This window comes from Arsenophonus nasoniae DSM 15247, assembly GCF_000429565.1.
GTDB lineage: Bacteria > Pseudomonadota > Gammaproteobacteria > Enterobacterales > Enterobacteriaceae > Arsenophonus > Arsenophonus nasoniae.
In genome coordinates this window covers 38,125-63,949 of the sequence record NZ_AUCC01000001.1, presented here as the reverse complement: position 1 = coordinate 63,949, position 25,825 = coordinate 38,125, and the positions used below count along the sequence as shown (strand labels likewise).

Sequence of the window (25,825 nt, the reverse complement as noted above, 5' to 3'; positions counted from 1 at the left end):
TTTTAAAAAAATTAAGTAGATTAAAGTAACTACTTCTCTTCAATATAAGCACTTTGTATGGAAATGCCATCAGTTGTGTAACGTGTTTAAATTTCTCAATCTGGAATTACGATCACTTTTTTTCGAACAACGATTCATGTTAAATAATATCACTCAATGTAAATATTACTCATGCAACAATACTCCCTCCAAGGGCTGTTAGGAGAATAGTTAGCAGTGGAGTTTCTGTATAACTCTATTTTTAGGTAAGGGAATATTTAATTGGAAAGTAAAAAAACTATAACATCTGAATTTGTTTAACCGTGCCAGTAGCTATTTTGCTGGTTTATGCACTGATTTATCGGTTTTTTTACTGAAACTCAGTTAGTTATTTGACGTCTAAAATAACAAAATTTATAATTTAATAAAAATAATAAACAAAAGAAATAATTCTCTTATGTAAATAATAAAAATCCATAAAAATTAAATTTTCAATATTTTATACTAGCACTAAAATTAATTAGCAATGAAGCCATATTTTTTCAGAAAATTCTTACCACCTAATTGCTGCATTTGCCGCAGTATCCATGCTTGTCTTATTAATAAATCATTAGATGGTCTTTTTACTTGATAAACTAACGGATTTGGTAAAACTGCCGCTAATAGGGCAGCTTCCGCTTCATTTAATTGATTTGCCTGTTTTTTAAAATAATATTTTGCCGCCTCTTCTACGCCAAAAATACCTTCACCAAACTCAGCTATATTCAAATAAATCGTCAAAATCCGCTTTTTAGACCACATAACTTCAATTATTGGCGTCATAATAGCTTCAACGCCTTTACGTAACCAGCTTCGTCCATCCCATAGCCAAAGATTTTTTACAACTTGTTGAGTGATAGTTGAAGCCCCTCTGACAGGTTTTTTACTAGCCGGATTTTGGTTGATGGCGCTTTCTATTGCCTGAAAATCAAATCCCCAATGATTTGGGAAATTTTGATCTTCTGCAGCAATAGCTGCAATTAACATGTTCGGCAAGATGGCATTAATTTCTACCCAAGAGGAACGAGAAATATAAGAAAAATTTAATGATAACCAAGCGTTAATTTCTCTTTCTAACATTACCATCGAAAAAGGAACAGGCAAAAATTTAAAAATCAAAATCGTTATTAACCAACAAGAAGATAAGATTAATAATGTCCTTTTTAACCAATGCCATAATAAGTAAGCTAACATAACTAACGGCTAGCCATCTCGATAACTTTTTTAACTAATTTATTAATCCCTTGCCATGCCTCATTAGGTGATGATGCTAACATATAAGCGGGTGTTGTGATTACTCTATTCTCTTCATCAACTACAATATCATCAAAGGAACAAATAATATGTTTCCCGCCCATTTGTTCTATTTGAGCAATGGTTTCTTTATCATTGCCTATTGTTAACGTTACCGTTTTATTTAAAATTTTTGGTAACATAACAGGTGCAATACACATCAACCCCATGGGTTTTCCTTGTTGGTGAATTTTGCGACAAAATGTTAATAAATCTTTATCTATTTCACAATCACTTCCTTTAATAACAAAATTAGATAAATTCTTTGCAACCCCAAATCCACCAGGAATGATGACTGCACTAAACTTATTGGCATCTGCAGATGCTAAAGGCGCTATTTTTCCACGTGAAATACGTGCAGATTCGACCATTATGTTTCGTTTTTCTTGTTTTTCTTTTTCACTTATATGATTAATAACATCTAGTTGCTCTCGATCAGGCGCAAAAAAACACATTTCAACATTATTTTGACTCAAAGATAATATAGTAAGTACTGACTCATGGATTTCGCTACCATCCAATACACCACAACCACTTAAAATTACTGCAATAGGTTTCATATTTGACTCCATTTGTAGTAGATTGTTACTAATTCATTTAATGTGATAACATGGAACTTGGTCACAAATTTTAATGAATCTTGTAACAAAAACGATTATATTTGTTATGTTGATTGGCTGACAAAAAAATCAAGATTTCTATTTTACTCACCATCTGCATTCATTCATATCATAATTGGCGAGTAAAAAACGATTTCCCTGGTGTTGGCGCAATATTCGCGCACCCCAACTTCGGTTGGGGTTATTTTTTTTCAGCTACCACTAACCATCGCTTCAAAACCTCAACATCTTTTTGCCAATCGACTTTTAATTCATCAAACCATTCTTGAATATTATCCCACCAGGCAGGTAAATCAGGAGATTGTATCTGTTGAGCTAACTGCTGGAGATGGCGTAAACCAACTGCTCCTGCTGCACCTTTAATTTTGTGGGCTTGGGCAATAATCCCATTACGATCTTTAGCCACAATATTAGACTCTAATAAAGATAGATATCCTGGCATCATATTTTCAAAGATCTTTATACTGTCTTCAATAAGTTTTGGGCCAACTAGTTCGAAATATTGGTTGAGCATGTTGATATCTAATATGTCATCATGATTAACAAATTGTTTTAGCGGAATGTTGATGGATTTATTTTTACAATCAGTTAAATATTTTTCAATAATCTTTATTAATGCGCTTACCGAGAGTGGTTTACTCAATACATCATCCATACCTGCCACAAGATACTCTTTTTTATCTTTCAATACATTAGCAGTTAAAGCAATTAACGGTGGAAGTTCATCATTAGCATAGGTTTGACGAAGCTGACGAGCTATATCGAGACCGGTCATATCAGGTAGTTGGATATCCAATAAAACCAGATCATAACTGCCAATTTTGAACATTTTTAATGCTTCTTTACCATTCATCGCAACATCAACGGTATGACCTAATTTTTCTAATACAGATCGCGCGACGATAACATTTAATTCAATATCTTCCACCAAAAGGATATGCAATTTAGGTAGTAAAACAGCTTCTGGTATTGGCATGTCAACCGTTTTGGCGACAATTGGCGCTATAACGGATACAGTAAAGCAAGAACCTACTCCTAATGTACTAGCTACCTGTATATCTCCTCCCATGCTTTGCGCTAATCGCTTAGAAACAGCAAGACCAATCCCAGTACCCGTTTCTGGCCGGCCACCAGCACTACCCTTTACCTGATAGTACATCGCAAAAATTTTTTTTTGCTCTTCTTTTGGGATCCCAATACCACTATCAATAACCTGAATAAAAAGCTGCTCATGTCCTTCGTACCAAATACGAACCTTGATCTCACCTTGTTGAGTAAATCTCACAGCATTACCAATTAAATTCCATAGTATTTGCCGTAACCGTGTTGCATCGGTAATGATCTTACTCGGTAAATTTTCTTTTACTTCTAGGATAAATTTTAAATCTTTAGGTTGTACTAAAAGTCTCGATAAGTTTTCAATATCAGAAATGAATTCATTAAAATCAATTTGTTGACTATCTAAACTAACTTTGCGACGTTCAATCTTATCCATCTCAATAATGTCATTGAAAATATTACCTAAAGTGATGGCGCTGACATGGATAGTTTTCAAATAATTTGTTTGTTCATTAGTTAATTCTGTATCGAGTAATATACGACTCAGTCCAACAATCCCATTAAGCGGCGTACGAAGCTCATGGCTAATGGTTGAGATAAATGTTGTTTTATCCCTACTGGCATTTTCTAACGCTTCTTGATAATGCTTACGCTCGGTAATATCGCGCCCAAACCCTACTAGCCCATGACGTTTCCCCACCCGGTCATAAAACGGGACTTTACGTATTTCAAAACATGCTTTTCGTCCATCTGGGTATACCAACCATTGTTCATAGGTTAATGACACATTATGACGAAATACTTTTTCATCAGTTTCAAGCTCTTTCTCTGCAACCTCCTCACCATAAATTTCACGATAGGTTAGTCCAATAAGCTGCTTTTCACTACGACCTGTCAATAATTCCATTGCTCTATTACAACAAGAAAAATCATTATTTTCATCACGATAATAAACAAGATCAGGAGATGCATCTAAAAATGATTGTAATAATATAGACTGCTGTTCGAACTCAAGTTGTGTCTGCTCTCGACGCTTCATCTCTTTTTGCAATTTTTCTAATAATTCTAAATGCGCTTTTTGTACTTTTTCACGCTCTGCAATTTCCAAATTTAGCTGAGCAATATTTCCTTTAAGTTTGTCAGTAAGCTCGGCATCACGCTTCCGCATAACTTCTAATTTATCAACCATACCTGATAAGCGACGACGAGACTCTTCAAGTTGCTCAACAACCACAGAAAGAAAATAGACCGCCCAAGGCGTGATAATCAATCCAAAAAAGATAGAGCGAACCAAATCAATATTATGAACATTGCCATACAATAAAATATCAACCGCTATCTGTAATACCATAGCTAATACAACCAGTGCTGTGGCTAATAGTAAGGAAAATCCAATTAAGCCAAGCTTCATCATTAAATCAACATAATACTGAGCAAGTCCTTTAAGCAGCTTCATACACACTCCAATACCGAAAATCAGCTTAAATCATAACTTATATAGATAAAAAGCAGAGGGATCTAACATACATTATGAGGGATAAATTACATTTAGATTTTCATAAACAATGAATTAACTTATAAACGAAGTTTTATAATTATCAGATAAATATAAATTTAATAAACAAAAAGTAGAGATTTAGAAATAAAAAAAGGGCAGTATTTTATACTCCCCTCAATTATAATATACCTTATTTAATAACACGTAGCGTCGGGCGTCCTTTTGGTGGCGTCGGCGGCTCATCATCAGAAGATGAAATTGACGTTATTTCTTGTGCTTCGTTTGACAATTCAGTATCACTAATAAGCACTAAATTTTCACTTTTAGCAACAGAATCACCTGAGCCACTCTCATATTCTGGTTCGGGTTCAAACATCATTCCTGCTCCATTTTCGCGCCCATAGATAGCAATAATAGCACACATGGGTACTTCAACACGGCGAGGAACACCACCAAAACGGGCACTGAAACTGACGATTTCATTCGTCAACTCTAAATTACCGACAGCAGAAGGAGTAATATTTAAAATAATCTGTCCTTTATGGGCATATTCCATCGGTACATTTACACCAAAAATATTAACATCCACAACTAAATGGGGTGTCATATTATTGTCGAGAAGCCATTCATAATGAGCCCTAAGAAGGTAAGGACGACGTGGCGACATTCCTAACAACTCCATAATAAATTAACCTGTGGTAGATAAACGCATCTCACGTTCAGCTTCAGTTAATGAAGCAAGGAAAGAGTCTCGTTCAAATACACGTTCCATATAAGAACGAATGCCCTCGGTTTCTTTTCCTTTGGGGATTTCGATATTCCAAAAAGGTAAACGCCATAAAAGTGGAGCTAAATAGCAGTCAACCAGACTAAATTCTTCGCTCATAAAAAACGGCATCTCTTTAAAAATTGGCGAGATTGATATCAGCTCCTCTCTTAACTGCTTACGGGCAGCATCAGCTTGAGGATCTTTATTTTCAATCTTATACATCAAAGAATACCAATCTTTATCTATCCGATGCATCATCAAACGACTACTACCACGAGCCACTGGATAAACCGGCATCAATGGTGGATGCGGAAAGCGTTCATCAAGATATTCCATAACAACGCGGGAATCATACAATGTTAATTCTCTATCGACCAGCGTTGGTACTGTTTGGTAAGGATTTAGATCAATCAAATCTTGAGGCAAATTGCCTGCTTCAACATTCTCAATCTCAACGCTCACGCCCTTTTCTGCCAATACGATCCGCACTTGATGGCTAAATATGTCGGTCGGGCCGGAAAACAGTGTCATTACCGAACGTTTGTTGGCAGCGACAGCCATGAAAACCTCCAAGTTTTATTAAAAAAGACCAAACAGCCATAATATAATAAATAAGGCCATTCTCACATGTTTAAAACACTTGTAAACCAATCACTCAGTTAACAGGCATCTATTCATTGAACTGCAATTAATACATGTTATTTCCACCAAATTTGGTGGAAATAGATAAGAAATTAATGGCCTATAGTCTATCAGATTTTGGTCAATATGGGGGAAAGTTTGACAAGATTTTATGATAAATGTACAAAATTAGAACATTTTTTTATTGAAAAAATTAATAGCAAAAAAATTTAAATTAATATTCGCAAGATAATATAAATTTATAACATACTAAAAACCCGCCTAAAGGCGGGTCTTATATTAATAATTTGTTGCAAAAACAAAAAATTAACGTTTAGAGTATTGTGGACGACGACGTGCTTTACGCAGCCCCACTTTCTTACGCTCAACAGAACGCGCATCACGGGTAACAAATCCAGCTTTGCGTAGTTCAGAACGTAGTGTCTCGTCATATCCCATCAATGCACGTGTAATACCATGACGGATTGCACCTGCTTGACCAGAAATGCCACCACCTTTAACGGTAATGTATAAATCCAGTTTCTGTAACATATCAACCAATTCTAACGGTTGGCGAACAACCATTCGCGCCGTTTCGCGGCCAAAATACTCCTCAAGGCTGCGTTGATTGATAGTAATATTACCGCTACCTGGCTTAATGAAGACACGTGCGGAAGAGCTTTTGCGGCGACCAGTGCCGTAGTATTGATTTTCAGCCATTGCCTATATCCATCCCGATTAAATGTCAAGAACTTGCGGCTGCTGTGCCGCGTGGTTGTGATCACTACCCGCATAAACTTTCATTTTACGGTACATCGCACGACCAAGAGGTCCTTTAGGTAGCATACCTTTAACCGCAATTTCAATTACACGCTCAGGGTGACGGGCAATCATTTCTTCGAAGGTCGCTTGTTTGATACCACCGATATAACCAGTATGGCGATAGTAGATTTTGTCTTCACGCTTGTTACCAGTAACAGCAACTTTTTCTGCATTAACAACAATGATGTAATCACCAGTATCGACATGCGGAGTATATTCCGCTTTATGCTTGCCGCGCAAACGACGAGCAATTTCAGTTGCAAGACGGCCTAAAGTTTTTCCATCTGCATCAACAACGTACCAGTCGCGTTTTACGGTTTCTGGTTTAGCTGTAAAAGTTTTCATTAAAGCTTACCCATATATAAGTTACATGTTGGCGAACACTCATATTTTATAAAAATATTTCAATATGTTCACACTAAGTTGTGTCCAGTGAATCCTACCCCTTCGAGTAGTCAAACTGACATTAATGCAAGATTTTTGGGAAATAAAAAACTTGCTGTAACGTGGGGTGGCGAGATTATAGAGAAGTTTTTACTAAAAATCGACCCAAAAAATAAATTTTCTCGCTAATTTATTGTATTATTACTCGCTAATCAAGCTATATGACGTAATTTTAGGTATTCTTCACTCTGCATTTCTTGCAATCTTGATAAACAACGTTGATATTCAAAACGTAATAAATGCCCTTGGTAAAGTTTATCCATTGCGACCTCTGCATTTATAATCAACTTAACTTTTCGCTCATAAAATTCATCGATCAGAGCGATAAAACGCCTAGCTACATCTTCATGAATTTCTGACATTATCGAAACATTATACAGTAATACCGTATGATAATCTTTTGCTAAAACGATATAGTCATTTTGGCTACGTGCATCTTCACATAACACTTTAAATTCAATCGATAAGATACCTTCTGCAGTAAGGATTGCCGGCATAGTACGATGATTAATCTCAAGGATAGGGAATCTATCTCCAGGTTTGCCAGCTAATTTAATAAATATCTCATCCATCCGATGGCAGCTCTTTTCATCAATTGGCGTAAGATAAAGACCCGCCTGTTTCAAGGTACGTAAACGATAATCAATACCCGCATCAACATTGATGATGTCACAGTATTTTTTAATTTGTTCGATCGCAGGTAGAAAACGTGTTCGTTGCAATCCATTGCGATAGAGTTCATCGGGTGGAATATTAGAAGTTGCGATTAAACAAAATTTTCTGGCAAATAAAGCTTTTAATAGCGTTGCCAAAATCATTGCATCAGTGATATCAGAGACAAAAAACTCATCAAAGCATAAAACATCGGTCTGTTTTTTAAATCTATCGGCAATAATTTCTAGTGGATCTTGCTGCCCTTGTAGCTCAATCATTTCATTCTGCACTCGCCACATGAAGCGATGAAAATGTAAACGTAATTTTCAACCATCCGGTAAACTCTGATAAAAAAGATCCATCAGCCAGGTTTTACCTCGGCCAACACCACCCCACATATATAATCCCTGGACAGGCTCACAATTTGTATGTAGTTTTTTAGCAAATAATTGGCCAATTTTATTTCTTAAAGATAAGCGAGATGTTCTATTAAGCAATTGATAATGAATAATATCTAAACGTGCTATTGCTTTACTTTGCACCTCATCAAATTGATAATCACCGGTAGCCAAAAACTGTTGGTAAAGTTTAGAGGGAGTCAACAATGTCATCAACGCGATACTCCTTAAAAGGTCATAATTTTATTGGCCAATGAAACCTAGCATAAACATTATATCGATACTCTTTCTTACTTTAATACCTCAAAATAATATGAAATCATTAGCAATAACTTTTCCCGCTTTCACTTATCTCCTTTTAACAGGTATAGTGACTGCTATAATGTGAATTTATTTCTATGAAAATAAATGTTGTTTTGTTAATGAAGGAGTCACCATGACTTGGGAATATGCACTAATCGGTCTAATTGTAGGTTTCATTATTGGTGCACTGGTAGTTCGCTTTGGCAATACCAAGCTACGTAACCAACAAGCTTTGCAAGCTGAACTTGAAAAGAAAAACCATGAATTAGAAGAATATCGTAAAGAATTGGTCAGCCATTTTGCCCGTAGTGCAGAGTTACTCGATAACATGGCGCAAGATTATCGCCAACTCTATCAGCATATGGCGAAAAGTTCTCATGAACTCATGCCTGATATGCCAATACAAAACAACCCTTTTAACTATCGTTTAACTGAATCAGAGTCAGACAATGATCAAACTGCCGTTAATTTACCGCCCAAAGACTACTCTGAAGGCTCCTCTGGCTTATTTCGTTCAATGAAAGAAAAAAAAAGGTAAATTAGGTTACCGATATCAATAAAATTGCATCTTTACCTAATTTCGATGGTAGCGCATCCATCTGATAGATTCATTTTGTTAAAAAAAATCAATATCATGTAAATACATGTAAAAAAACGATTACCACTATCTGTTGGCTGAACTTTTTTGCATAATTTATAGTCTTAGCCTGCTGAAGGCCTTTTCTATCCAGGAAGCAAATTACCTTAAAATAAATTAGGTATGTAAGAGAATTGAATTCATGATGAAAAAAGAGAAACATTTTTTAACTATATTAGCTATGAGTATCAGTCTTTCACTCATAGGTATACCTGCAGTAAGTTATTCTGCATCAATGCCACCAATTGCTTTATCATCTGGTCAAGAATTACCTCGCCTAGCGCCGATGCTAGAAAAAGTACTTCCTGCCGTAGTTAGTATTCGTGTATCTGGAACACGTGTTCAAAATCAACAGCTACCCGAAGAATTTAAATTCTTTTTTGGGCCCAATTTTCCCTCACAGCAACAGAGTATTCGCCCTTTTAAAGGATTAGGCTCTGGAGTAATTATTGATGCTGAAAAAGGTTATATCCTAACTAATAACCATGTCATTGATAATGCTGATAACATTCAGATTCAGCTAAATGATGGCAAAGAAATTGATGTTAAACTTATCGGCCGTGATCCTCAAACAGATATCGCTTTGTTACAAATCAAAGATTCGAGTACAGCAAATCTGAAAAAATTGAACTTAATGGCGATAAAAATAGCTGACTCCGATAAACTGCGGGTTGGCGATTTTGTTGTTGCTGTTGGTAACCCTTTTGGCTTAGGCCAAACGGCAACATCCGGCATTATTTCTGCATTGGGCCGTAGTGGTTTAAATGTAGAGGGTCTAGAAAATTTTATTCAAACTGACGCTTCTATTAATAGAGGTAACTCAGGTGGCGCATTGGTTAATCTCAATGGTGAACTAATTGGTATTAATACCGCCATTTTAGCACCTGGCGGGGGTAATATTGGTATTGGCTTTGCGATTCCATCCAATATGGCTAAATCCCTTAGCGATCAAATTATCAAACATGGTGAAGTAAAACGTGGATTATTGGGGATCAAAGGCACTAAAATGACCTCTGATGTTGCAAAAGCATTGAATATTGATGCGCAAAAAGGGGCATTTGTCAGTGAAGTAATCCCAAAGTCTGCAGCAGCCAAAGCAGGTATTAAACCTGGGGATGTTTTGGTTTCAATTAATAATAAATATATCAATAGTTTTGCCGAGTTGAGAGCTAAAATTGGCACCAGTGAAATTGGTAAACAGATCACCATCGGGCTACTACGTAAAGGTAAGCCAATGGAAGTGAAGGTTACTTTAGAAGATAGTGAGTCAACCAGTACGAAAGCCGAAGTTTTAACCACTTCACTAATGGATGCCACTTTAAGCAATAGTACGATTAAGGGCACTAAAGGTGTCAAGGTCGATAGCGTTTCGTCTAATTCACCTGCAGCAATGCTTGGTCTGGCAAAAGGTGATCTGATTGTTAGAGCCAACAAACAACAGATAGAAAATATTAATCAACTTCGTAAAATTATTGAAACTAAGCCTACCGCTTTAGTATTAAATATTTTACGTGGTGATCAAAATATCATCTTATTACTTCGTGGTAATAATATATTCAATTAATCATCCAATAAACAGGTACGGTTAACTACCGTACCTGTTTGTATTTATGGTATCCTGCTATTTTATTATCTCGTTCATCGCTTATTACAGAATACTTACTATGTTGATCAAGCTTTTTCGTGCCGTCATTGTAGGGCTTGTTATTGCTGCTATTTTGCTAATAGCTATTCCCTCTATCCGTCCAAAAGGACTCACCGATCTTCTCGACGGTAAAAAAGATGATCAACCTATTAGTTTTAGTAAAGCAGTACGTAGAGCAGCACCCGCTGTGGTTTATGTTTATAGCAGTGGTACCGGTAGTTTTTCCCAGAATGGGCGCGAATTAACCGCACTAGGTTCTGGTGTCATTATGAGTAGTAACGGTTATATTATTACAAACAGACATGTCGTTAATAATGCAGATCAAATTCAGATTGCACTACCTGATGGGTTAATTTTTGACGCATTAATTGTTGGCTCAGATAGTTTAACAGATCTGGCTGTTTTAAAAATAGACGCCGAAAATCTTCCGGTGATACCGATTAATCCACATCGTAAAGCACACGTCGGTGATATCGTGTTAGCCATCGGTAACCCCTATAATTTAGGACAAACGGTAACACAAGGAATTATTAGCGCCACCGGACGTGTAGGGCTAAGCCCTACCCGCCGACAGAATTTTCTTCAGACAGATGCGTCTATTAATCATGGGAATTCAGGCGGAGCACTAATTAATACTGAAGGTGAATTAATGGGAATTAATACACTCTCATTCGATCATTCAGAAAATGGTTTCACGCCTGAGGGGCTAGGTTTTGCTATTCCAACTGAATTAGCAACTAAAATTATGGAAAAACTTATTCGCGATGGACGAGTGATCCGTGGCTTTATCGGTATCACTGCGCGGGACTTACCTCGTATTCGTTCTAACAATAACGATATTAATCAAATTAAAGGGTTACGTATTTTTCAAGTCGCGCCAAATGGCCCAGCAGAAAATGCCGGTATTCAAGTCGGTAATATTATCATTTCTGTTAATGGCCAGCCAGTTATCTCTGCTGCTGAAACAATGGATCAAGTTGCTGAAATTAATCCTGGCAGTATCGTCCCTGTCGTACTAATACGCAACGACAAAACAATCACTGTCCACGTTAAAATTGAAGAATACAATGAAGGAAAATCACTACTACAATAAGTAAGAACCAGTAATCTAACTAAGCTACTGATTTTTACCTTTGTAAAATAGCGGGTTATTTTTTATCTGCGCTAATACGCTCTATATTTGCCCCTAAACCACGTAGTTTCTCTTCTATTCTTTCATATCCACGATCGATATGATAAATCCGATCAACAATTGTTTTTCCTTTCGCAACGCAACCTGCCAGCACTAAACTAGCAGATGCCCGCAAATCCGTTGCCATTACTTGAGCACCCATAAGTTGTTTAACACCATGACAAACAACGGTATTCCCTTCTATTTCCGCATGGGCTCCCATACGAATTAACTCAGGGATATGCATAAAACGATTTTCAAAAATAGTTTCCGTTATAGTACTAACACCTTCAGCCACTAAATTAAGTAAGCTAAATTGCGCCTGCATATCTGTTGGAAAGCCGGGATGCGGTTCCGTTCTGATAGTCACTGCTTTTGGTCGCTTACCATGCATATCCAGTTGGATCCAATCCTCACCAACGTGAATTTCTGCACCCGCCTCACGTAATTTAGCTAGTACTGCATCCAATGTAGCCGGTTTAGTATTGCGGCAAATAACTTTTCCGCCAGAAATAGCTGCGGCTACCAGAAAAGTTCCCGTTTCAATGCGATCAGGTAAAATTCGATAAATACCACCACCTAAGCGAGCTACCCCTTCAATAATGATGCTGTCTGTGCCCGCACCTGTGATCTTTGCTCCCAATGAATTTAAAAAGTTGGCGGTATCTTCAACTTCAGGTTCACGAGCAGCGTTTTCAATGACGGTTTTTCCCTCTGCTAGGGTTGCAGCCGTCATAATAGACACGGTGGCACCAACACTAACCTTATCCATGACAATATTGGCGCCTTGCAAACGACCATCAACTGAGGCTTTAACATAACCCTCATCTAAGGTAATTTTAGCCCCAAGTTGCTCAAGTCCGGCAATATGCAAATCAACTGGACGCGCACCTATTGCACATCCTCCCGGTAATGACACCTGACCTTGACCGAAACGAGCAACTAATGGCGCCAAAGCCCAAATAGATGCACGCATCGTCTTGACTAATTCATAGGGAGCACAAAATTTATTAATGCCACGTGCATCAACAAAAATAGCACCATTACGCTCAACTTTGGTACCTAACTGATTAAGCAATTCAATTGTTGTGTCAATATCTTTTAGCTTTGGAACATTTTGTAATTCAACTGGTTCTTCTGCTAATAACGATGCAAACAATATCGGTAATGCCGCATTTTTTGCACCAGAAATCGAGACCTCTCCCATCAAACGCGTTGGGCCTTTTAATCGAAACTTATCCATCAAAAAATTCTCTATGAGTAATATTGATATTATTAATGCAAAAATATAGTCTTAAAAACCATTAAGCTTACGATCTCTTGTCCATTCTGCGGGGGTATAAGCTTTAATTGATAATGCATGGATCCGATTATCTGCAATATATTCCATTAGCGGCGCATAAATCACTTGCTGCTGCTTAATCCGACTCATGCCGTTAAACATTTCACCAACAGCAATTATTTGAAAATGGCTGCCATCACCATTGACAATCACTTCATCAAGTTTCAATTGTTCTATTAATACTTGCTTTATTTTATTTGTATCCATAATTAAACTCAATTCTAACATTAAAAGATAATGCATCTATTCTAAGCGATCTATTATCTGCTGCAAATCAAAGCAAACGCTCTTGGCATAAAAAATGCGCAAGAGCGACTGCTTTATATATAAGCTATTTTTAAAATTTATAACCCTATTAGTTCATGAAATTCTCAACTTTATAAAGCCTAATAAGGGTCTTAAAACGCTCACTAATACCTTCAAGTACCCATTTATTACCTGACTGCTGTTCTGATTTTAACCTGACAAACATAGCAAGTCCGGTAGAATCGATATGAGATAACTGGGAAACATTAATCACATTAATACCTTTTAACAGTTGCTGTCTCTGTTGCCAAAAAGCAGGTAAAGTATCACGATCAAGCTCACCGGTTAAAATCAACGTTTGCCCATTCTGCTGCCAAGTTAACATGGGTATCATGATTTTTTCTTTTCCAAAGTAATGGGAATATTTGAGCTACGCTCTAATTCTTGCGTCAAACCATCAATACCTTTAGTACGTAAAATATTAGCCCACTCATTTTGTTTCGTGGTAATTAAACTAACACCTTCCGTAATCATATCATAAGCTTGCCAATAGCCTGTTTTACTATTTTTACGCCATTGAAAATCAAGCCGCACAGGTGGTCGTCCCTGTGGATCGGTGATCGTTACCCGAATAGCAACCACACTCTTATCGCCTAATGGTTGCTCTGGCGCTATTTGATATTGTTGACCATGATACATGGCCAAAGCTTGGCCATAAGCTTGTTTCAAGTAGGCTGCAAACGCTGTAAAATAGCTATCTCGTTGAGAAGGTGTTGCGCTATTATAATAAGAACCTAATACTAACGCGCCAGCATACTTAATCTGTACATAAGGCAAAAGCTCTTCAGAAACAATCTCGCGTAAGTAATCTGGATTTTGCCGGATCATGGGCTGCTCATTTTTTAAGCGTGTAAAGGTTCTGGCGGCGGCTTCTTGCATCAGTTTATATGGATTCGATTGATCTATCGCCATCGCAAACGGAGCAACCACTAACAAAGCCACTATTAAGAAACGTTTAAGCATAAATAGGTTCCTTCTCATCATATTAGATTATTCATTAGGGTGTCGTGGAAGATTTTTCGTTATTGCCGGAAACTGGGCTTGCTCTATTTGAACGATTAGGATCGCCACTTCTATATAAGAATTGCCCAATTAAATCTTCCAATATTATCGCCGGTTTAGTATCTTCAATGCGTCCACCGTCCTTAAGAAAGGTAATGCCCATATCTGGATCATAAAAACCCACATTAAGTGCTAAAAACTGTTCACCTAATAATCCAGCGGTAAGTATTGACAATGAGCTGTTATCAGGAATATTGTCATATTGACTAAAAATCGCTAAGGTAACGCGTGGAGTATAAGTTTTCTTATCCAACATAATATCGACTATTCGGCCAACTACCACACCACCTATCTTTACCGGTGAATTTACTTTCAATCCACCCACATTGGTAAAAGAAGCGGTAACTTTATAAGTCGGTTGATTTCCAAATGATTTAATATCTGCAACTTTTAAACATAAAAAGACAATCGCAGCTAATGCAATCAAAACAAATAGTCCAACTAGAATTTCACTTTTCTTACTTTGCATGAATTAATTCCCAAACATCAGTGCAGTAAGCACAAAATCTAAACCCAACACAGCTAATGACGAATGAACAACAGTTCTGGTTGTTGCGCGACTGATCCCTTCCGATGTTGGGATTGCATCATAACCATTAAATAAAGCGATCCAACTGACCGTAAAAGCAAATACCACACTTTTAATAAAACAGTTGAGAATATCCTTTTTCCACTCAATGGCAGATTGCATCGATGACCAAAAAAAGCCTTCATCAATTCCTTTCCAATCGACACCGACTAGCGCACCACCTAATATACCCACTGCGACAAAAATTAATGCCAGTAATGGCATACTAATTAGCCCTGCCCAAAAACGCGGCGCAATCACACGACGTAGCGGATCAACCGCCATCATTTCCAAACTAGAGATCTGCTCTGTTGCTTTCATTAATCCTATTTCTGCTGTTAATGCAGAACCCGCTCTGCCAGCAAATAAAAGCGCAGTTACTACCGGCCCTAATTCCCTTAATAAAGAAAGGGCTACCATCATGCCAAGACTGGATTCAGCACTAAACATGGTTAAGACTAAATATCCTTGTAAGCCAAGTACCATGCCAATAAATAATCCCGATACAGCAATTATTAATAAAGATAAGATTCCTACATTGTAGAGCTGTTTTATTAATAATGGCCATTGTTTTGCAAATTCAGGTTTACCAAATAGAGCCCGAAATAACAAATAACCTGCACGACCGAATGTCGCCACCACAGCCAGTGAACGACGACCTAATGCGGTTAGTGTATCAATTAGTATCATCCCATTACCCTAATAAATCTGCTGCATAATTTCCTGCGGGAAACTTAAATGGTACTGGACCATCTGCTATACCATCAAGAAATTGCCTAACCCGCGCATCCTTATTTTGTTGCAATTCTTTCGCAGTACCTTCAGCAATGACATGTTGTTCTGCCACAATATAAGCTTTATCCGCTATACTCAACACTTCTGGTACATCGTGAGAAACAATAACACAAGTAATACCTAATGCATGATTAAGTTCATCAATAAGTTTAACCAAAACTCCCATAGTTATCGGATCTTGCCCAACAAAAGGCTCATCAAATAAAATTAATTGTGGATCCAGGGCAATCGCGCGTGCTAACGCAGCTCGTCGTGCCATACCCCCTGATAATTCAGCTGGCATAAGATTGGCTGCGCCTCTGAGCCCAACAGCTTCTAGCTTCATCATGACGACCGTTCGAATAATTTCTGCTGCTAAAACAGTATGTTCACGTAAAGGAAAAGCAACATTGTCAAAAACATTGATATCAGTAAACAAGGCACCAGACTGAAACAACATACTCATTTTCTTTCGAGCGGCATAAAGTTCTGTGCTTGATAGTGTTGGAATATTCACACCATCAAACCAAATTTCTCCCTTATCTGGCCGTAATTGTCCACCAATCAAACGTAGCAAAGTGGTTTTTCCAATACCTGATGGCCCCATAATTGCCGTAATTTTTCCCCTAGGGATCGTCAAGCTCATATCGGTAAAAATCGGCCGTTGACCCCGAATAAAAGACATCTCTTTGATTTCTATGATATTATCTACAGACTTCTTCATGACGATAATAGCCTTTCTGTCTAACTATCATTTAAGTATATTTACTCAGTATGGAACATATTACCTAAAAACTACCATATATTCGCTATCAATATTGTTGCCAATTTTACTTTTGCTCATTACATGGTCACAATAAACAAATTCTCAAATGTCATCATAGTGAAAAATGCTATTTTTTTAATAATACGATAGACGGATAATACAATGTTGGCTGTAACATAAAACGAATGATATGAAAAAACAGCCTTACTAAAGAGCCATTAACCCATATAATTAAATTACTTATATCAAATTGGTAAATAAAAATGTCGGAAATTGATTTTCAAAAAACAGCAAAAAAGGTATTGGAAATTGAACGTAGTGGACTTGCCAATCTGGAGCAATATATCAATGATGATTTTAACCAAGCATGTGAACTGATTTTCAAATGTACTGGCAAAGTGGTGGTGATGGGGATGGGGAAATCAGGCCATATTGGCCGTAAAATTGCGGCCACATTAGCTAGTACAGGAACACCTGCATTTTTTGTCCATCCTGGAGAAGCCAGTCATGGTGACTTAGGCATGATTAGCAGTAAAGATATTGTTCTGGCTATATCTAACTCTGGGGAGTCAAATGAAATATTAGCACTCATTCCTGTGTTAAAACGCCAACATATTGCGCTAATTTGTATGACAAAAAACCCTGATAGCAGCATGGGTAAAGCGGCAGATATTCACCTTTGTATCAAGGTACCACAAGAAGCTTGCCCATTAGGTTTAGCGCCAACAACAAGCACAACGGCGATGCTCGTCATGGGGGATGCCATTGCTGTCGCTTTACTTGAAGCGCGTGGTTTTACTGCTGAAGATTTTGCACTTTCTCATCCAGGTGGCACATTAGGGCGCAAACTCTTATTAAGAGTGAGTGACTTAATGCACACAGGGAAAAATATTCCCAATGTCCCAAAACAGGCAACATTACAGCAAGCATTAGTGGAAATTACACGCAAAAAACTTGGCATGGTAGTGATTTGTAACGAAGAAATGCAGATAGAAGGTATTTTCACCGATGGTGACTTACGACGTGTCTTTGCAATGAATATTGATTTAAATAATGCCAAAATTGCTGATGTGATGACAACCGGGGGTATTAGAGTAAAACCTGATATGCTAGCGATTGATGCCTTAAATTTGATGCAACAACACCATATTACTTCATTACTGATAGCAAAAGCAGATACACTTATTGGTGTTATTCATCTGCATGATCTTTTGCAAGCAGGCATTATATAATTATTGGAACTAATACATGAATGAGCATAATAAAATAACAAGCTATTATGGCCCAGTAGAACAACATATCATTGAAAAAGCACGTCTGATAAAATTACTCATTTGCGATGTTGATGGTGTCATGACAGATGGCTTAGTTTATATGGGAAATAATGGTGAAGAGCTAAAAGCATTCAATGTAAAGGATGGTTACGGTATCCGTTGTTTATTAACCTCTGCGATTGAAGTCGCCATTATTACCGGACGTAAAGCTAAATTATTGGAAAATCGTGCCAAAACACTCGGTATTAATTATCTTTACCAAGGGCAAAGTGAAAAAAATTTGGCTTATAATGATCTGATAATCCGATTAAAACTCCAACCTCAACAGATTGCTTATATTGGTGATGATTTAATTGACTGGCCTATCATGTCGCAGGTAGGGCTTTCGGTCGCCGTCGCTGATGCTCATCCAATGTTGTTAAGTAAAGCCCATTATGTTACATATCGAGCAGGAGGCAAAGGTGCTGTACGTGAAATATGTGATTTGATCCTGCTCGCTCAAGACAAAATAGAAAATGCCCACGGTTTATCAATATAGGCAAAAATGAAAAGACAAATGAGCAAATTTAACTTTTGGCTTAACATTATATTAACACTGATTGTTTTAGCGCTTATCGGCTGGAACTTAGCTGATTTTAATCAATCAAAAGCACCTGCTATGATTGAAAATAGTCAACCAAATTATCAAACTGCCAATGCCGTTACGCATGTCTATGACCCAATGGGCAAATTAGCTTATAAGTTGATAACGGATGAGACACACCACTTTTCGAGTAGTAAAATTAGTTGGTTTATTAATCCAGTATTAACAACCTACGATACCAAAAGTATTCCTACTTGGGCCATACGCGCCAATAAAGCCAAATTAACGAGCGACAATATGCTCTATTTATATGGTAATGTTCAGGTAAATAGCTTAAATCCAACTTCAGATTTACAACAAATTTTGACAGAAAATGCCATCGTTAACTTAATTACCCAGGATGTTTCATCCAATAATAAAGTCACGTTAATTGGTATCGGTTTACGTTCAGTGGGTATGGAAATGCGCGGTAATATGCGAACCCATACCGCAGAGTTAATTGAAGATGTTAAGACCTATTACGAAATCCCCAATAAGCAACCAGCTCCCGAAGGAAACCATTAAAATGATATTGGCAAAAAAGATCTTCATTAATGTAGCACTGACTAGCTCAATATTCATATTAAGCTTGCCAGCAGTAGCGCTGAAAAGTGACTCACAACAACCCATTCAGATTGATTCAGTCAAACAGTCGCTTGATTTAGAAAAAAACATTACCACATTTACAGGAAATGTTGTTATAAAACAAGGTTCTATAGATGTTCGAGCTGATAAAGTCGTTGTTACTCGTCCGAACGGCGATGCAAAAAAGATGGTTGTCGAAGCCTATGGTACGCCAGCAACCTTCTATCAATTACAAGATGATGGTAAACCTATCAAAGGTCACAGTGATAAAATACGTTATGAAATGGAAAAAGAACTGGTTATCCTAACGGGTAATGCTTATCTTGAACAACTAGATAGTAATATTAAAGGTGACAAAATTACCTATTTAGTCCCAACCCAGCAAATGGAAGCGTTTAGCGATAAAGGGAAACGAGTAACGACCATATTGTTACCTTCCCAATTACAAGAAAAAGGCCCTGGTGTGAAAAGCACAAATAATAGTAAGAGTAAATAATAAAAATGGCTAAATTAACTGCGAAGCATTTGGCAAAAACATACAAAAACCGTAAGGTTGTTGAAGATGTTAGCCTAGAAGTCAGTTCAGGTGAAATCGTTGGTTTACTAGGGCCAAATGGTGCCGGTAAAACGACAACCTTCTATATGGTAGTTGGGATCGTTCCTCGTGATACTGGAAAAATTGCTATCGATGATGAAGATATTAGTTTATTGCCTCTGCATGAACGTGCTCGTAGAGGAATAGGTTATTTACCACAAGAAGCCTCAATATTTCGCCGGCTAAACGTTTACGATAATCTGATGGCTGTATTAGAAATTCGTAAAGATCTAACCTCCGAAGAAAAACAACAACGTGCCGAAGAATTGATGGAAGAATTTAGTATTACTCATTTGAGAAATAATCTCGGTCAATCACTTTCGGGTGGGGAGCGCCGCCGAGTGGAAATAGCCCGGGCATTGGCGGCTAATCCTAAATTTATTCTTTTAGATGAACCTTTTGCTGGTGTTGATCCAATTTCAGTATTAGATATAAAAAAAATAATCCAACACTTGAGAGATTATGGTTTAGGTGTATTAATAACCGATCATAATGTGAGAGAAACATTAGATGTCTGTGAACGTGCTTACATTGTCAGTCAAGGTCATCTTATCGCTCATGGAACCCCTAAAGCGATTTTAGAAAATGAGCAAGTCAAACGTGTCTATTTGGGAGAAGGTTTTCGCCTCTAACCCTAACTCATTAAAGTTGTAAGTTTTTTTATTATGTTATTCCCAAGAGGTTAAGCCAATTTTATGAAACAGAGTTTGCAACTCCGACTCAGTCAGCAGTTGGCGATGACACCACAGCTACAACAAGCGATTCGTTTGTTGCAACTTTCAACATTAGAACTTCAGCACGAAATTCAGCAAGCGCTTGAAACCAATCCTTTACTTGAACAAGATGACCTCTATCAGGAAATCGAAACATCAGATATTAATGATAACGAGCCAGCGACACTAGATAGTTTTGAAGCAATTGAACAAAATGATATGCCTGACGAATTACCCTTAGATACTAATTGGGAAGAAATTTATACTTCAGATAGCTATCCAAGCTTAAGCAATAATTTTAGCGACAATGATTTTCCTCTCTACCAAGGGGAAACATTGCAAACACTACAAGATTATTTATCCTGGCAAGCATCATTGACACCCTTTACTGAAATAGATGCAGCAATTGCCACCGCCATTATTGATGCTGTCGACGATTCCGGCTATTTAAGCACTACTATTGAAGATATTTACACCGGTTTGGCACTAACCGATATTACCCTGGAAGAAGTTGAAATTGTATTAAAACGGATCCAACACTTCGATCCAATTGGCGTTGCAGCAAAAAATTTGAAAGACTGCTTACTTATTCAGTTATCAGCATTACCTAACGAGACTCCTTTTCTAAAAGAAGCTAAACTGATAATTAATGACCATCTAGAATTACTTGGCAATCGTGATTTTCGGCAACTTAGCCGGAAAACTAAATTAAAAGAAGCGGCCTTGAAAGAAGTTATCGCTATGATACAACGATTAGATCCTAAACCTGGGCAAGTCATTCAAACTAAAGAGCCACAATACATTGTCCCAGATGCTTTGGTTCGTAAAATAGATAATGACTGGCAAGTAGCACTAAATACTGAAAACATTCCACGTTTAAAAATCAATCAACATTATGCTTCTCTAGGCAAATATTCTGGTAATGAAGAAGATAACCAATTCATCCGTAACAACTTACAAGAAGCAAAATGGTTAATAAAAAGTTTAGAAAGTCGTAATGAAACTTTATTAAAAGTTGCCCAATGTATTGTTGAAAATCAGCAAGAATTTTTTGAATATGGTGAAGAGCATATGAAACCTATGGTATTAGCGGATATTGCTTATCAGGTTGATATGCACGAATCAACAATTTCCCGTGTCACATCGCAAAAATACCTCCATAGTCCAAGAGGCATTTTTGAACTGAAATACTTTTTTTCTAGCCATGTTAACACCGATACAGGAGGAGAAGCGTCTTCTATCGCTATACGCGCGCTAGTAAAAAAACTCATTGCGGCAGAGAACCCTGTAAAACCCTTGAGTGATAACAAATTAACGAGCATACTAGCAGAACAGGGGATTCAAATTGCTCGTCGTACAGTTGCTAAATATCGAGAGTCTCTATCCATTCCACCCTCTAATCAGCGTAAAAAACTGATTTGAATTAACTGAGAAGGAAGATACTATGGAATTTCAAATTACTGGACAAAATATTAAAATTACCGAAGCATTACGACATACCGTTGAAGAAAAATGTTCAAAATTTGAACAATATTTTGACCATATTAATGGTATTCATGTAATTTTAAAAGTACAGAAATTTAATCAGATTGCTGAAGCAACAGCGAAAGTGAATGGAGCAGAACTCCATGCTTCTGCTCAAGAAGATGATATGTATGCTGCTATTGATGCCATGGTAGAAAAAATGGCACGTCAGCTTACTAAATATAAAGAAAAATTGAAACAACATTAATTTGTGTTATTAAACAACAAGGGCACTAAATATAAATTATTGATGCGAGTATCGTTCATACCAGATATTGATTATCGATATCTGGTATAATTGCCCTAAGTGAATAAATCCAATGAACAGTGAAAAAAAATTATCATTAAGCTCGGTATTAACACCATCATGTACACTAAATAATGTACATTGTACGAGTAAAAAAAGAGCACTAGAGATTATTAGTGAAGTTGCTGCTATTGAACTGAATGTGCCTGAAAATGTCGTTTTTGATTCATTACTTACCCGTGAAAAAGTCGGCACAACCGGTATTGGTGGGGGTATTGCAATCCCTCATGGCAAATTAAATGACAGTAATTCATCCGACGCAGTGGGTGTATTTCTTCATTTGAATGAACCGATCGCTTTTGATGCCATTGATAATCAGTCTGTTGATTTGCTGTTTGCACTATTAGTTCCTTCGGAGCAATGTAAAACACATTTACATACGCTCTCTTTAATTGCCAAACGGTTGGCTGACAAGAACTTGTGTCGTCGTTTACGCGCTGCGCAAAGTAATGAAGAACTCTATGAAATCATTACTGAATAACAACTTAAAAAAATCTGTACTAAAAATAATGATTTTTTTATTGTGAAGAAACTTAAGGGGTATTACTCATGGTGCTGATGATAATCAGTGGCCGTTCTGGTTCAGGTAAATCTGTTGCTCTACGAGCGCTGGAGGATATGGGTTTTTATTGTGTTGACAATTTGCCCGTTATTTTACTGCCAGAATTAGCCAATACGCTGGCTGAACGACAAATTTCAGCTGCTGTGAGTATTGATGTTCGCAATATGCCCGACGACCCAGCAATTTTTGAAAAAGCGTTAAAAAATTTACCTACTAGTTTTTCCCCGCAATTACTTTTTCTTGATGCAGATCGTAACACGTTGATCCGAAGATATAGTGATACACGCCGTCTACACCCACTTTCCAGCAAAAAGTTATCATTAGAAAATGCGATTGATGAGGAAAATGATTTATTAGAGCCTTTACGTTCACGAGCTGATTTAGTCATCGATACCTCTGAAATGTCGGTGCATGAACTGGCTGAAATGCTAAGAGCACGTTTATTAGGTAAACGCGAACGTGAATTGACTATGGTATTCGAGTCCTTTGGCTTTAAACATGGTATTCCGATCGATGCAGATTATGTATTCGATGTACGTTTTTTACCTAATCCACACTGGGATCCCAAATTACGCCCTATGACAGGTCTCGATCGTCCAGTTGCTGCCTTCCTTGACCGACATACAGAAGTACATAATTTTATTTATCAAACACGTAGTTATCTTGAATTATGGTTACCCATGTTAGAGTCGAATAACCGTAGCTATTTGACCATCGCTATCGGTTGTACCGGAGGTAAACACCGTTCAGTTTATGTTGCTGAACAACTGGCTGATTACTTTCGCTCTAGAGGTAAAAATGTTCAATCCCGTCATCGAACGTTGGAAAAAAGAAAGTCATGACCGTCTATCATCGCATTATTATAAAAAACCAGCAGGGTATGCATGCTAGGCCAGCAATAATGCTTTGTGAACTGATCCAACAGTTTGAATCTACAGTGCGCTTACGCAACTGTCATAATATAGAAGCTCAAGCAGATAGTGTTATAGCAATGCTGATGCTAGACTCTGAGCAAGGAAGTTATATCGATGTTGAAGTAACGGGTCCAGATGAAGAACAGGCACTGGCAGCAATTATTCAACTTTTTCATCATAAACTTGAAGAAGACTAATAAATTTTCTGCCTAAATTTCACGACATCAAGGCCATTCGTCAGCAAAATCACCTTTCATGGTTATTAAGCTCTATCAGCTAACTCTATTTTTAAAAGCTAGTATAAAATGCTGTGGCAAATTGTAGCTAAAATCATTCTGCCACAACATGAATGCTAGTGGGCTAATTACAACAAAATGACTGACTCTATCGTAGCAGCCAATGTTGGCTGTTGCGATAAGATGCACGTTACTTTAATCGACTGGTTTTCAACCAATTTTTCAGCCTTAAACAGCAATTTGTTAGTAATAATTGAATTATTGACCAGCCACATGCATTTCTGACAATAATACTGAACCGCATTGAATATTGCTTCGCGTTTCAATATCATTGCCTATTGTTACAATATTAGCCCACATCTGTTTTAAATTACCGGCAATTGTAATTTCACTGACAGGATATTGTATTACTCCGTTTTCGACCCAAAATCCAGCTGCTCCTCGCGAATAATCGCCCGTTACCGAACTAACTCCCTGCCCCATCAATTCAGTGACAACCAATCCTGTCCCCATTTCTTTTAACAGAGCAGCAAAATCTAATCCTTGGCCGGCAATATGCCAGTTATGAATACCACCCGCATGACCCGTACTCCGCAAGCCAAGTTTACGTGCTGAATAAGTAGTCAGTAACCAAGTTTGTAATATTCCTTGCTCAATAATATTACGTTGAATTGTATTGACTCCTTCACTATCAAAAGGCGATGACGCAAGCCCACCAATCCGATGCGGGTTCTCCTGAATGGTTAACCAAGCAGGAAAAATTTGCTTACCCAGGCTGTCTAATAAAAAAGAGGATCTTCGATAAATATTTGTACCACTAATCGCGCCAACCAGGTGACCAAATAAACCGGTTGCGACTTCAGCAGCAAAAATGACCGGTGTCTTCATAGTCGATAATTTATGCGGCGAAAGCCGGGCTACCGTTCGGCGAGCAGCCTCCTGTCCAACCCATTGTGGTGATTGCAAATCCTCTAATCGGCGGGCAATGGTATAAGCATAATCACGTTCCATACCACCATCCGCCTGCGCAATCACGCAACTTGACATTGAATGGCGACTGGAGCAATAGCTCTGTAACATTCCGTGAGTATTACCATACACTCTGATACCATAATGACTATTAAAGCTTCCACCTTCGGTATTTTTGATCCTTTTATCGGCATTTAAAGCAGATATTTCCGCTTGACTTGCTAATTGGATTGCCTTTTCGGCATCAATATCAAAGGGATAAAAGAGTTTTAAATCAGGCGATTGATAAGTCAAAAGTTCAGCATCTGCCAAACCCGCAAAAGGATCTTCTGAGGTATACTGAGCAATATTAATAGCGGCTTGTACAGTACGCTTTATAGCTTCTGGATGTAAATTAGTGGATGATGCACTGCCTTTACGTTGCTTATGATAAACTGTGATACCGAGAGCACCATCACTATTAAATTCAATATTTTCAGTTTCACCAAAACGGGTACTTACACTGATACCTGTTGATTTATTAATAGCTACTTCAGCCGCATCACAACGCTCTTTAGCGTATGATAATGCATATTCAACCGTTTCTTCTAATTGTTTACGTTGTAATAAAACCTGTTCCGTCAAACTCATTGATATCATCCAAAAATAGAAAATAAAATCAACTCAACCAATACCTATCCTCAGCGGAAAATAAATCCTCTATAGCATTAAATCTATTTTCCCAGTTACAATAGAGATAAGATATTAACATACC

Annotated in this window: 28 protein-coding genes and 1 pseudogene; 13 read left to right on the top strand and 16 right to left on the bottom strand. The window is 37.5% G+C overall.

From position 1 onward, the window contains the following. Window positions 1-495: 495 nt before the first annotated feature. The 8 genes and pseudogenes from mtgA to zapE all read right to left on the bottom strand — a co-directional run bounded on the left by mtgA (window position 496) and on the right by zapE (window position 8,409). On the bottom strand, window positions 496-1,212 hold the full coding sequence (mtgA, locus tag G468_RS0100325; protein WP_026821381.1) for a monofunctional biosynthetic peptidoglycan transglycosylase: 717 nt from the start codon (window positions 1,210-1,212) through the stop codon (window positions 496-498). 2 nt (window positions 1,213-1,214) lie between these two features. Next, window positions 1,215-1,871: an isoprenoid biosynthesis glyoxalase ElbB gene (gene elbB / locus G468_RS0100320; protein WP_026821380.1), complete on the bottom strand. Its 657-nt coding sequence runs from the start codon at window positions 1,869-1,871 to the stop codon at window positions 1,215-1,217. A gap of 241 nt (window positions 1,872-2,112) precedes the next feature. Beyond that, entirely contained in the window at window positions 2,113-4,446 is a 2,334-nt protein-coding gene (gene arcB, locus G468_RS0100315; protein WP_026821379.1) for an aerobic respiration two-component sensor histidine kinase ArcB, read from the bottom strand. Window positions 4,447-4,678: 232 nt separating this feature from the next. Next, the gene (gene sspB, locus G468_RS0100310; protein WP_026821378.1) at window positions 4,679-5,170 is read right to left on the bottom strand and encodes a ClpXP protease specificity-enhancing factor; all 492 of its coding nucleotides are present in this window, start codon (window positions 5,168-5,170) and stop codon (window positions 4,679-4,681) included. A 6-nt stretch (window positions 5,171-5,176) separates the two neighbouring features. Then, a complete protein-coding gene (gene sspA, locus G468_RS0100305; protein WP_026821377.1) occupies window positions 5,177-5,818 on the bottom strand; it encodes a stringent starvation protein SspA in 642 nt (213 codons plus the stop codon). A 387-nt stretch (window positions 5,819-6,205) separates the two neighbouring features. Beyond that, the gene (gene rpsI / locus G468_RS0100300; protein ID WP_026821376.1) at window positions 6,206-6,598 is read right to left on the bottom strand and encodes a 30S ribosomal protein S9; all 393 of its coding nucleotides are present in this window, start codon (window positions 6,596-6,598) and stop codon (window positions 6,206-6,208) included. Window positions 6,599-6,616: 18 nt separating this feature from the next. After that, window positions 6,617-7,045 carry a 50S ribosomal protein L13 gene (rplM, locus tag G468_RS0100295; RefSeq protein ID WP_026821375.1) on the bottom strand — a complete coding sequence of 143 codons (429 nt, stop codon included), beginning with the start codon at window positions 7,043-7,045 and terminating at the stop codon, window positions 6,617-6,619. Window positions 7,046-7,296: 251 nt separating this feature from the next. Next, window positions 7,297-8,409: pseudogene (gene zapE / locus G468_RS19320) on the bottom strand (cell division protein ZapE). A gap of 223 nt (window positions 8,410-8,632) precedes the next feature. Here zapE and zapG point away from each other — a divergent pair. The 3 genes from zapG to degS all read left to right on the top strand — a co-directional run bounded on the left by zapG (window position 8,633) and on the right by degS (window position 11,874). Continuing rightward, the gene (gene zapG / locus G468_RS0100285) at window positions 8,633-9,037 is read left to right on the top strand and encodes a Z-ring associated protein ZapG (protein ID WP_026821374.1); all 405 of its coding nucleotides are present in this window, start codon (window positions 8,633-8,635) and stop codon (window positions 9,035-9,037) included. Between the two features lie 244 nt (window positions 9,038-9,281). Continuing rightward, entirely contained in the window at window positions 9,282-10,700 is a 1,419-nt protein-coding gene (locus tag G468_RS0100280) for a Do family serine endopeptidase (RefSeq protein ID WP_026821373.1), read from the top strand. A 100-nt stretch (window positions 10,701-10,800) separates the two neighbouring features. Next, entirely contained in the window at window positions 10,801-11,874 is a 1,074-nt protein-coding gene (gene degS / locus G468_RS0100275; protein ID WP_026821372.1) for an outer membrane-stress sensor serine endopeptidase DegS, read from the top strand. Window positions 11,875-11,929: 55 nt separating this feature from the next. On the opposite strand, the gene murA is transcribed toward degS, so the two are convergent. The 7 genes from murA to mlaF all read right to left on the bottom strand — a co-directional run bounded on the left by murA (window position 11,930) and on the right by mlaF (window position 16,728). Then, a complete protein-coding gene (murA, locus tag G468_RS0100270) occupies window positions 11,930-13,195 on the bottom strand; it encodes a UDP-N-acetylglucosamine 1-carboxyvinyltransferase (RefSeq protein WP_026821371.1) in 1,266 nt (421 codons plus the stop codon). A gap of 51 nt (window positions 13,196-13,246) precedes the next feature. Next, complete coding sequence (gene ibaG, locus G468_RS0100265) at window positions 13,247-13,501, bottom strand: BolA family iron metabolism protein IbaG (protein WP_026821370.1); 255 nt, start codon at window positions 13,499-13,501, stop codon at window positions 13,247-13,249. Window positions 13,502-13,649: 148 nt separating this feature from the next. After that, window positions 13,650-13,934: a lipid asymmetry maintenance protein MlaB gene (gene mlaB, locus G468_RS0100260; protein ID WP_026821369.1), complete on the bottom strand. Its 285-nt coding sequence runs from the start codon at window positions 13,932-13,934 to the stop codon at window positions 13,650-13,652. Further along, window positions 13,931-14,563 (bottom strand): phospholipid-binding protein MlaC, encoded by a 633-nt coding sequence (gene mlaC, locus G468_RS0100255; protein ID WP_026821368.1) that lies wholly within the window; start codon window positions 14,561-14,563, stop codon window positions 13,931-13,933. Before mlaC ends, mlaB begins: the two co-directional genes overlap by 4 nt. Window positions 14,564-14,597: 34 nt before the next feature. Then, window positions 14,598-15,131, bottom strand: a complete 534-nt coding sequence (mlaD, locus tag G468_RS0100250) for an outer membrane lipid asymmetry maintenance protein MlaD (protein ID WP_026821367.1) — start codon at window positions 15,129-15,131, stop codon at window positions 14,598-14,600. A 3-nt stretch (window positions 15,132-15,134) separates the two neighbouring features. Further along, complete coding sequence (gene mlaE / locus G468_RS0100245) at window positions 15,135-15,920, bottom strand: lipid asymmetry maintenance ABC transporter permease subunit MlaE (RefSeq protein ID WP_407061997.1); 786 nt, start codon at window positions 15,918-15,920, stop codon at window positions 15,135-15,137. Window positions 15,921-15,924: 4 nt separating this feature from the next. After that, window positions 15,925-16,728, bottom strand: coding sequence for a phospholipid ABC transporter ATP-binding protein MlaF (gene mlaF, locus G468_RS0100240; protein WP_026821365.1), 804 nt, complete (start codon window positions 16,726-16,728; stop codon window positions 15,925-15,927). A 305-nt stretch (window positions 16,729-17,033) separates the two neighbouring features. Between mlaF and kdsD the strand changes: the two genes are divergently transcribed. From kdsD to npr, 10 genes are all read left to right on the top strand, one after another. Continuing rightward, window positions 17,034-18,002 carry an arabinose-5-phosphate isomerase KdsD gene (kdsD, locus tag G468_RS0100235; protein WP_026821364.1) on the top strand — a complete coding sequence of 323 codons (969 nt, stop codon included), beginning with the start codon at window positions 17,034-17,036 and terminating at the stop codon, window positions 18,000-18,002. A gap of 16 nt (window positions 18,003-18,018) precedes the next feature. Then, window positions 18,019-18,582, top strand: a complete 564-nt coding sequence (kdsC, locus tag G468_RS0100230; RefSeq protein WP_026821363.1) for a 3-deoxy-manno-octulosonate-8-phosphatase KdsC — start codon at window positions 18,019-18,021, stop codon at window positions 18,580-18,582. A gap of 18 nt (window positions 18,583-18,600) precedes the next feature. Further along, window positions 18,601-19,191 (top strand): LPS export ABC transporter periplasmic protein LptC, encoded by a 591-nt coding sequence (gene lptC / locus G468_RS0100225; protein WP_026821362.1) that lies wholly within the window; start codon window positions 18,601-18,603, stop codon window positions 19,189-19,191. 1 nt (window position 19,192) lies between these two features. Further along, window positions 19,193-19,747: a lipopolysaccharide ABC transporter substrate-binding protein LptA gene (gene lptA, locus G468_RS0100220; protein WP_051296895.1), complete on the top strand. Its 555-nt coding sequence runs from the start codon at window positions 19,193-19,195 to the stop codon at window positions 19,745-19,747. Window positions 19,748-19,752: 5 nt separating this feature from the next. After that, entirely contained in the window at window positions 19,753-20,478 is a 726-nt protein-coding gene (gene lptB, locus G468_RS0100215; protein ID WP_026821360.1) for an LPS export ABC transporter ATP-binding protein, read from the top strand. 63 nt (window positions 20,479-20,541) lie between these two features. Continuing rightward, complete coding sequence (gene rpoN / locus G468_RS0100210) at window positions 20,542-21,981, top strand: RNA polymerase factor sigma-54 (RefSeq protein WP_026821359.1); 1,440 nt, start codon at window positions 20,542-20,544, stop codon at window positions 21,979-21,981. A gap of 22 nt (window positions 21,982-22,003) precedes the next feature. Next, window positions 22,004-22,291, top strand: a complete 288-nt coding sequence (hpf, locus tag G468_RS0100205; protein WP_026821358.1) for a ribosome hibernation promoting factor — start codon at window positions 22,004-22,006, stop codon at window positions 22,289-22,291. A gap of 112 nt (window positions 22,292-22,403) precedes the next feature. After that, window positions 22,404-22,871 (top strand): PTS IIA-like nitrogen regulatory protein PtsN, encoded by a 468-nt coding sequence (gene ptsN / locus G468_RS0100200; protein ID WP_026821357.1) that lies wholly within the window; start codon window positions 22,404-22,406, stop codon window positions 22,869-22,871. Between the two features lie 68 nt (window positions 22,872-22,939). Beyond that, the gene (gene rapZ / locus G468_RS0100195; RefSeq protein WP_026821356.1) at window positions 22,940-23,794 is read left to right on the top strand and encodes an RNase adapter RapZ; all 855 of its coding nucleotides are present in this window, start codon (window positions 22,940-22,942) and stop codon (window positions 23,792-23,794) included. After that, window positions 23,791-24,063 carry a PTS phosphocarrier protein NPr gene (npr, locus tag G468_RS0100190; protein ID WP_026821355.1) on the top strand — a complete coding sequence of 91 codons (273 nt, stop codon included), beginning with the start codon at window positions 23,791-23,793 and terminating at the stop codon, window positions 24,061-24,063. Before rapZ ends, npr begins: the two co-directional genes overlap by 4 nt. Before the next feature lie 297 nt (window positions 24,064-24,360). Here the strand turns inward: npr and pmbA are convergent, their stop codons facing one another. Continuing rightward, window positions 24,361-25,701, bottom strand: a complete 1,341-nt coding sequence (gene pmbA, locus G468_RS0100185) for a metalloprotease PmbA (protein WP_026821354.1) — start codon at window positions 25,699-25,701, stop codon at window positions 24,361-24,363. Window positions 25,702-25,825: the final 124 nt, after the last annotated feature.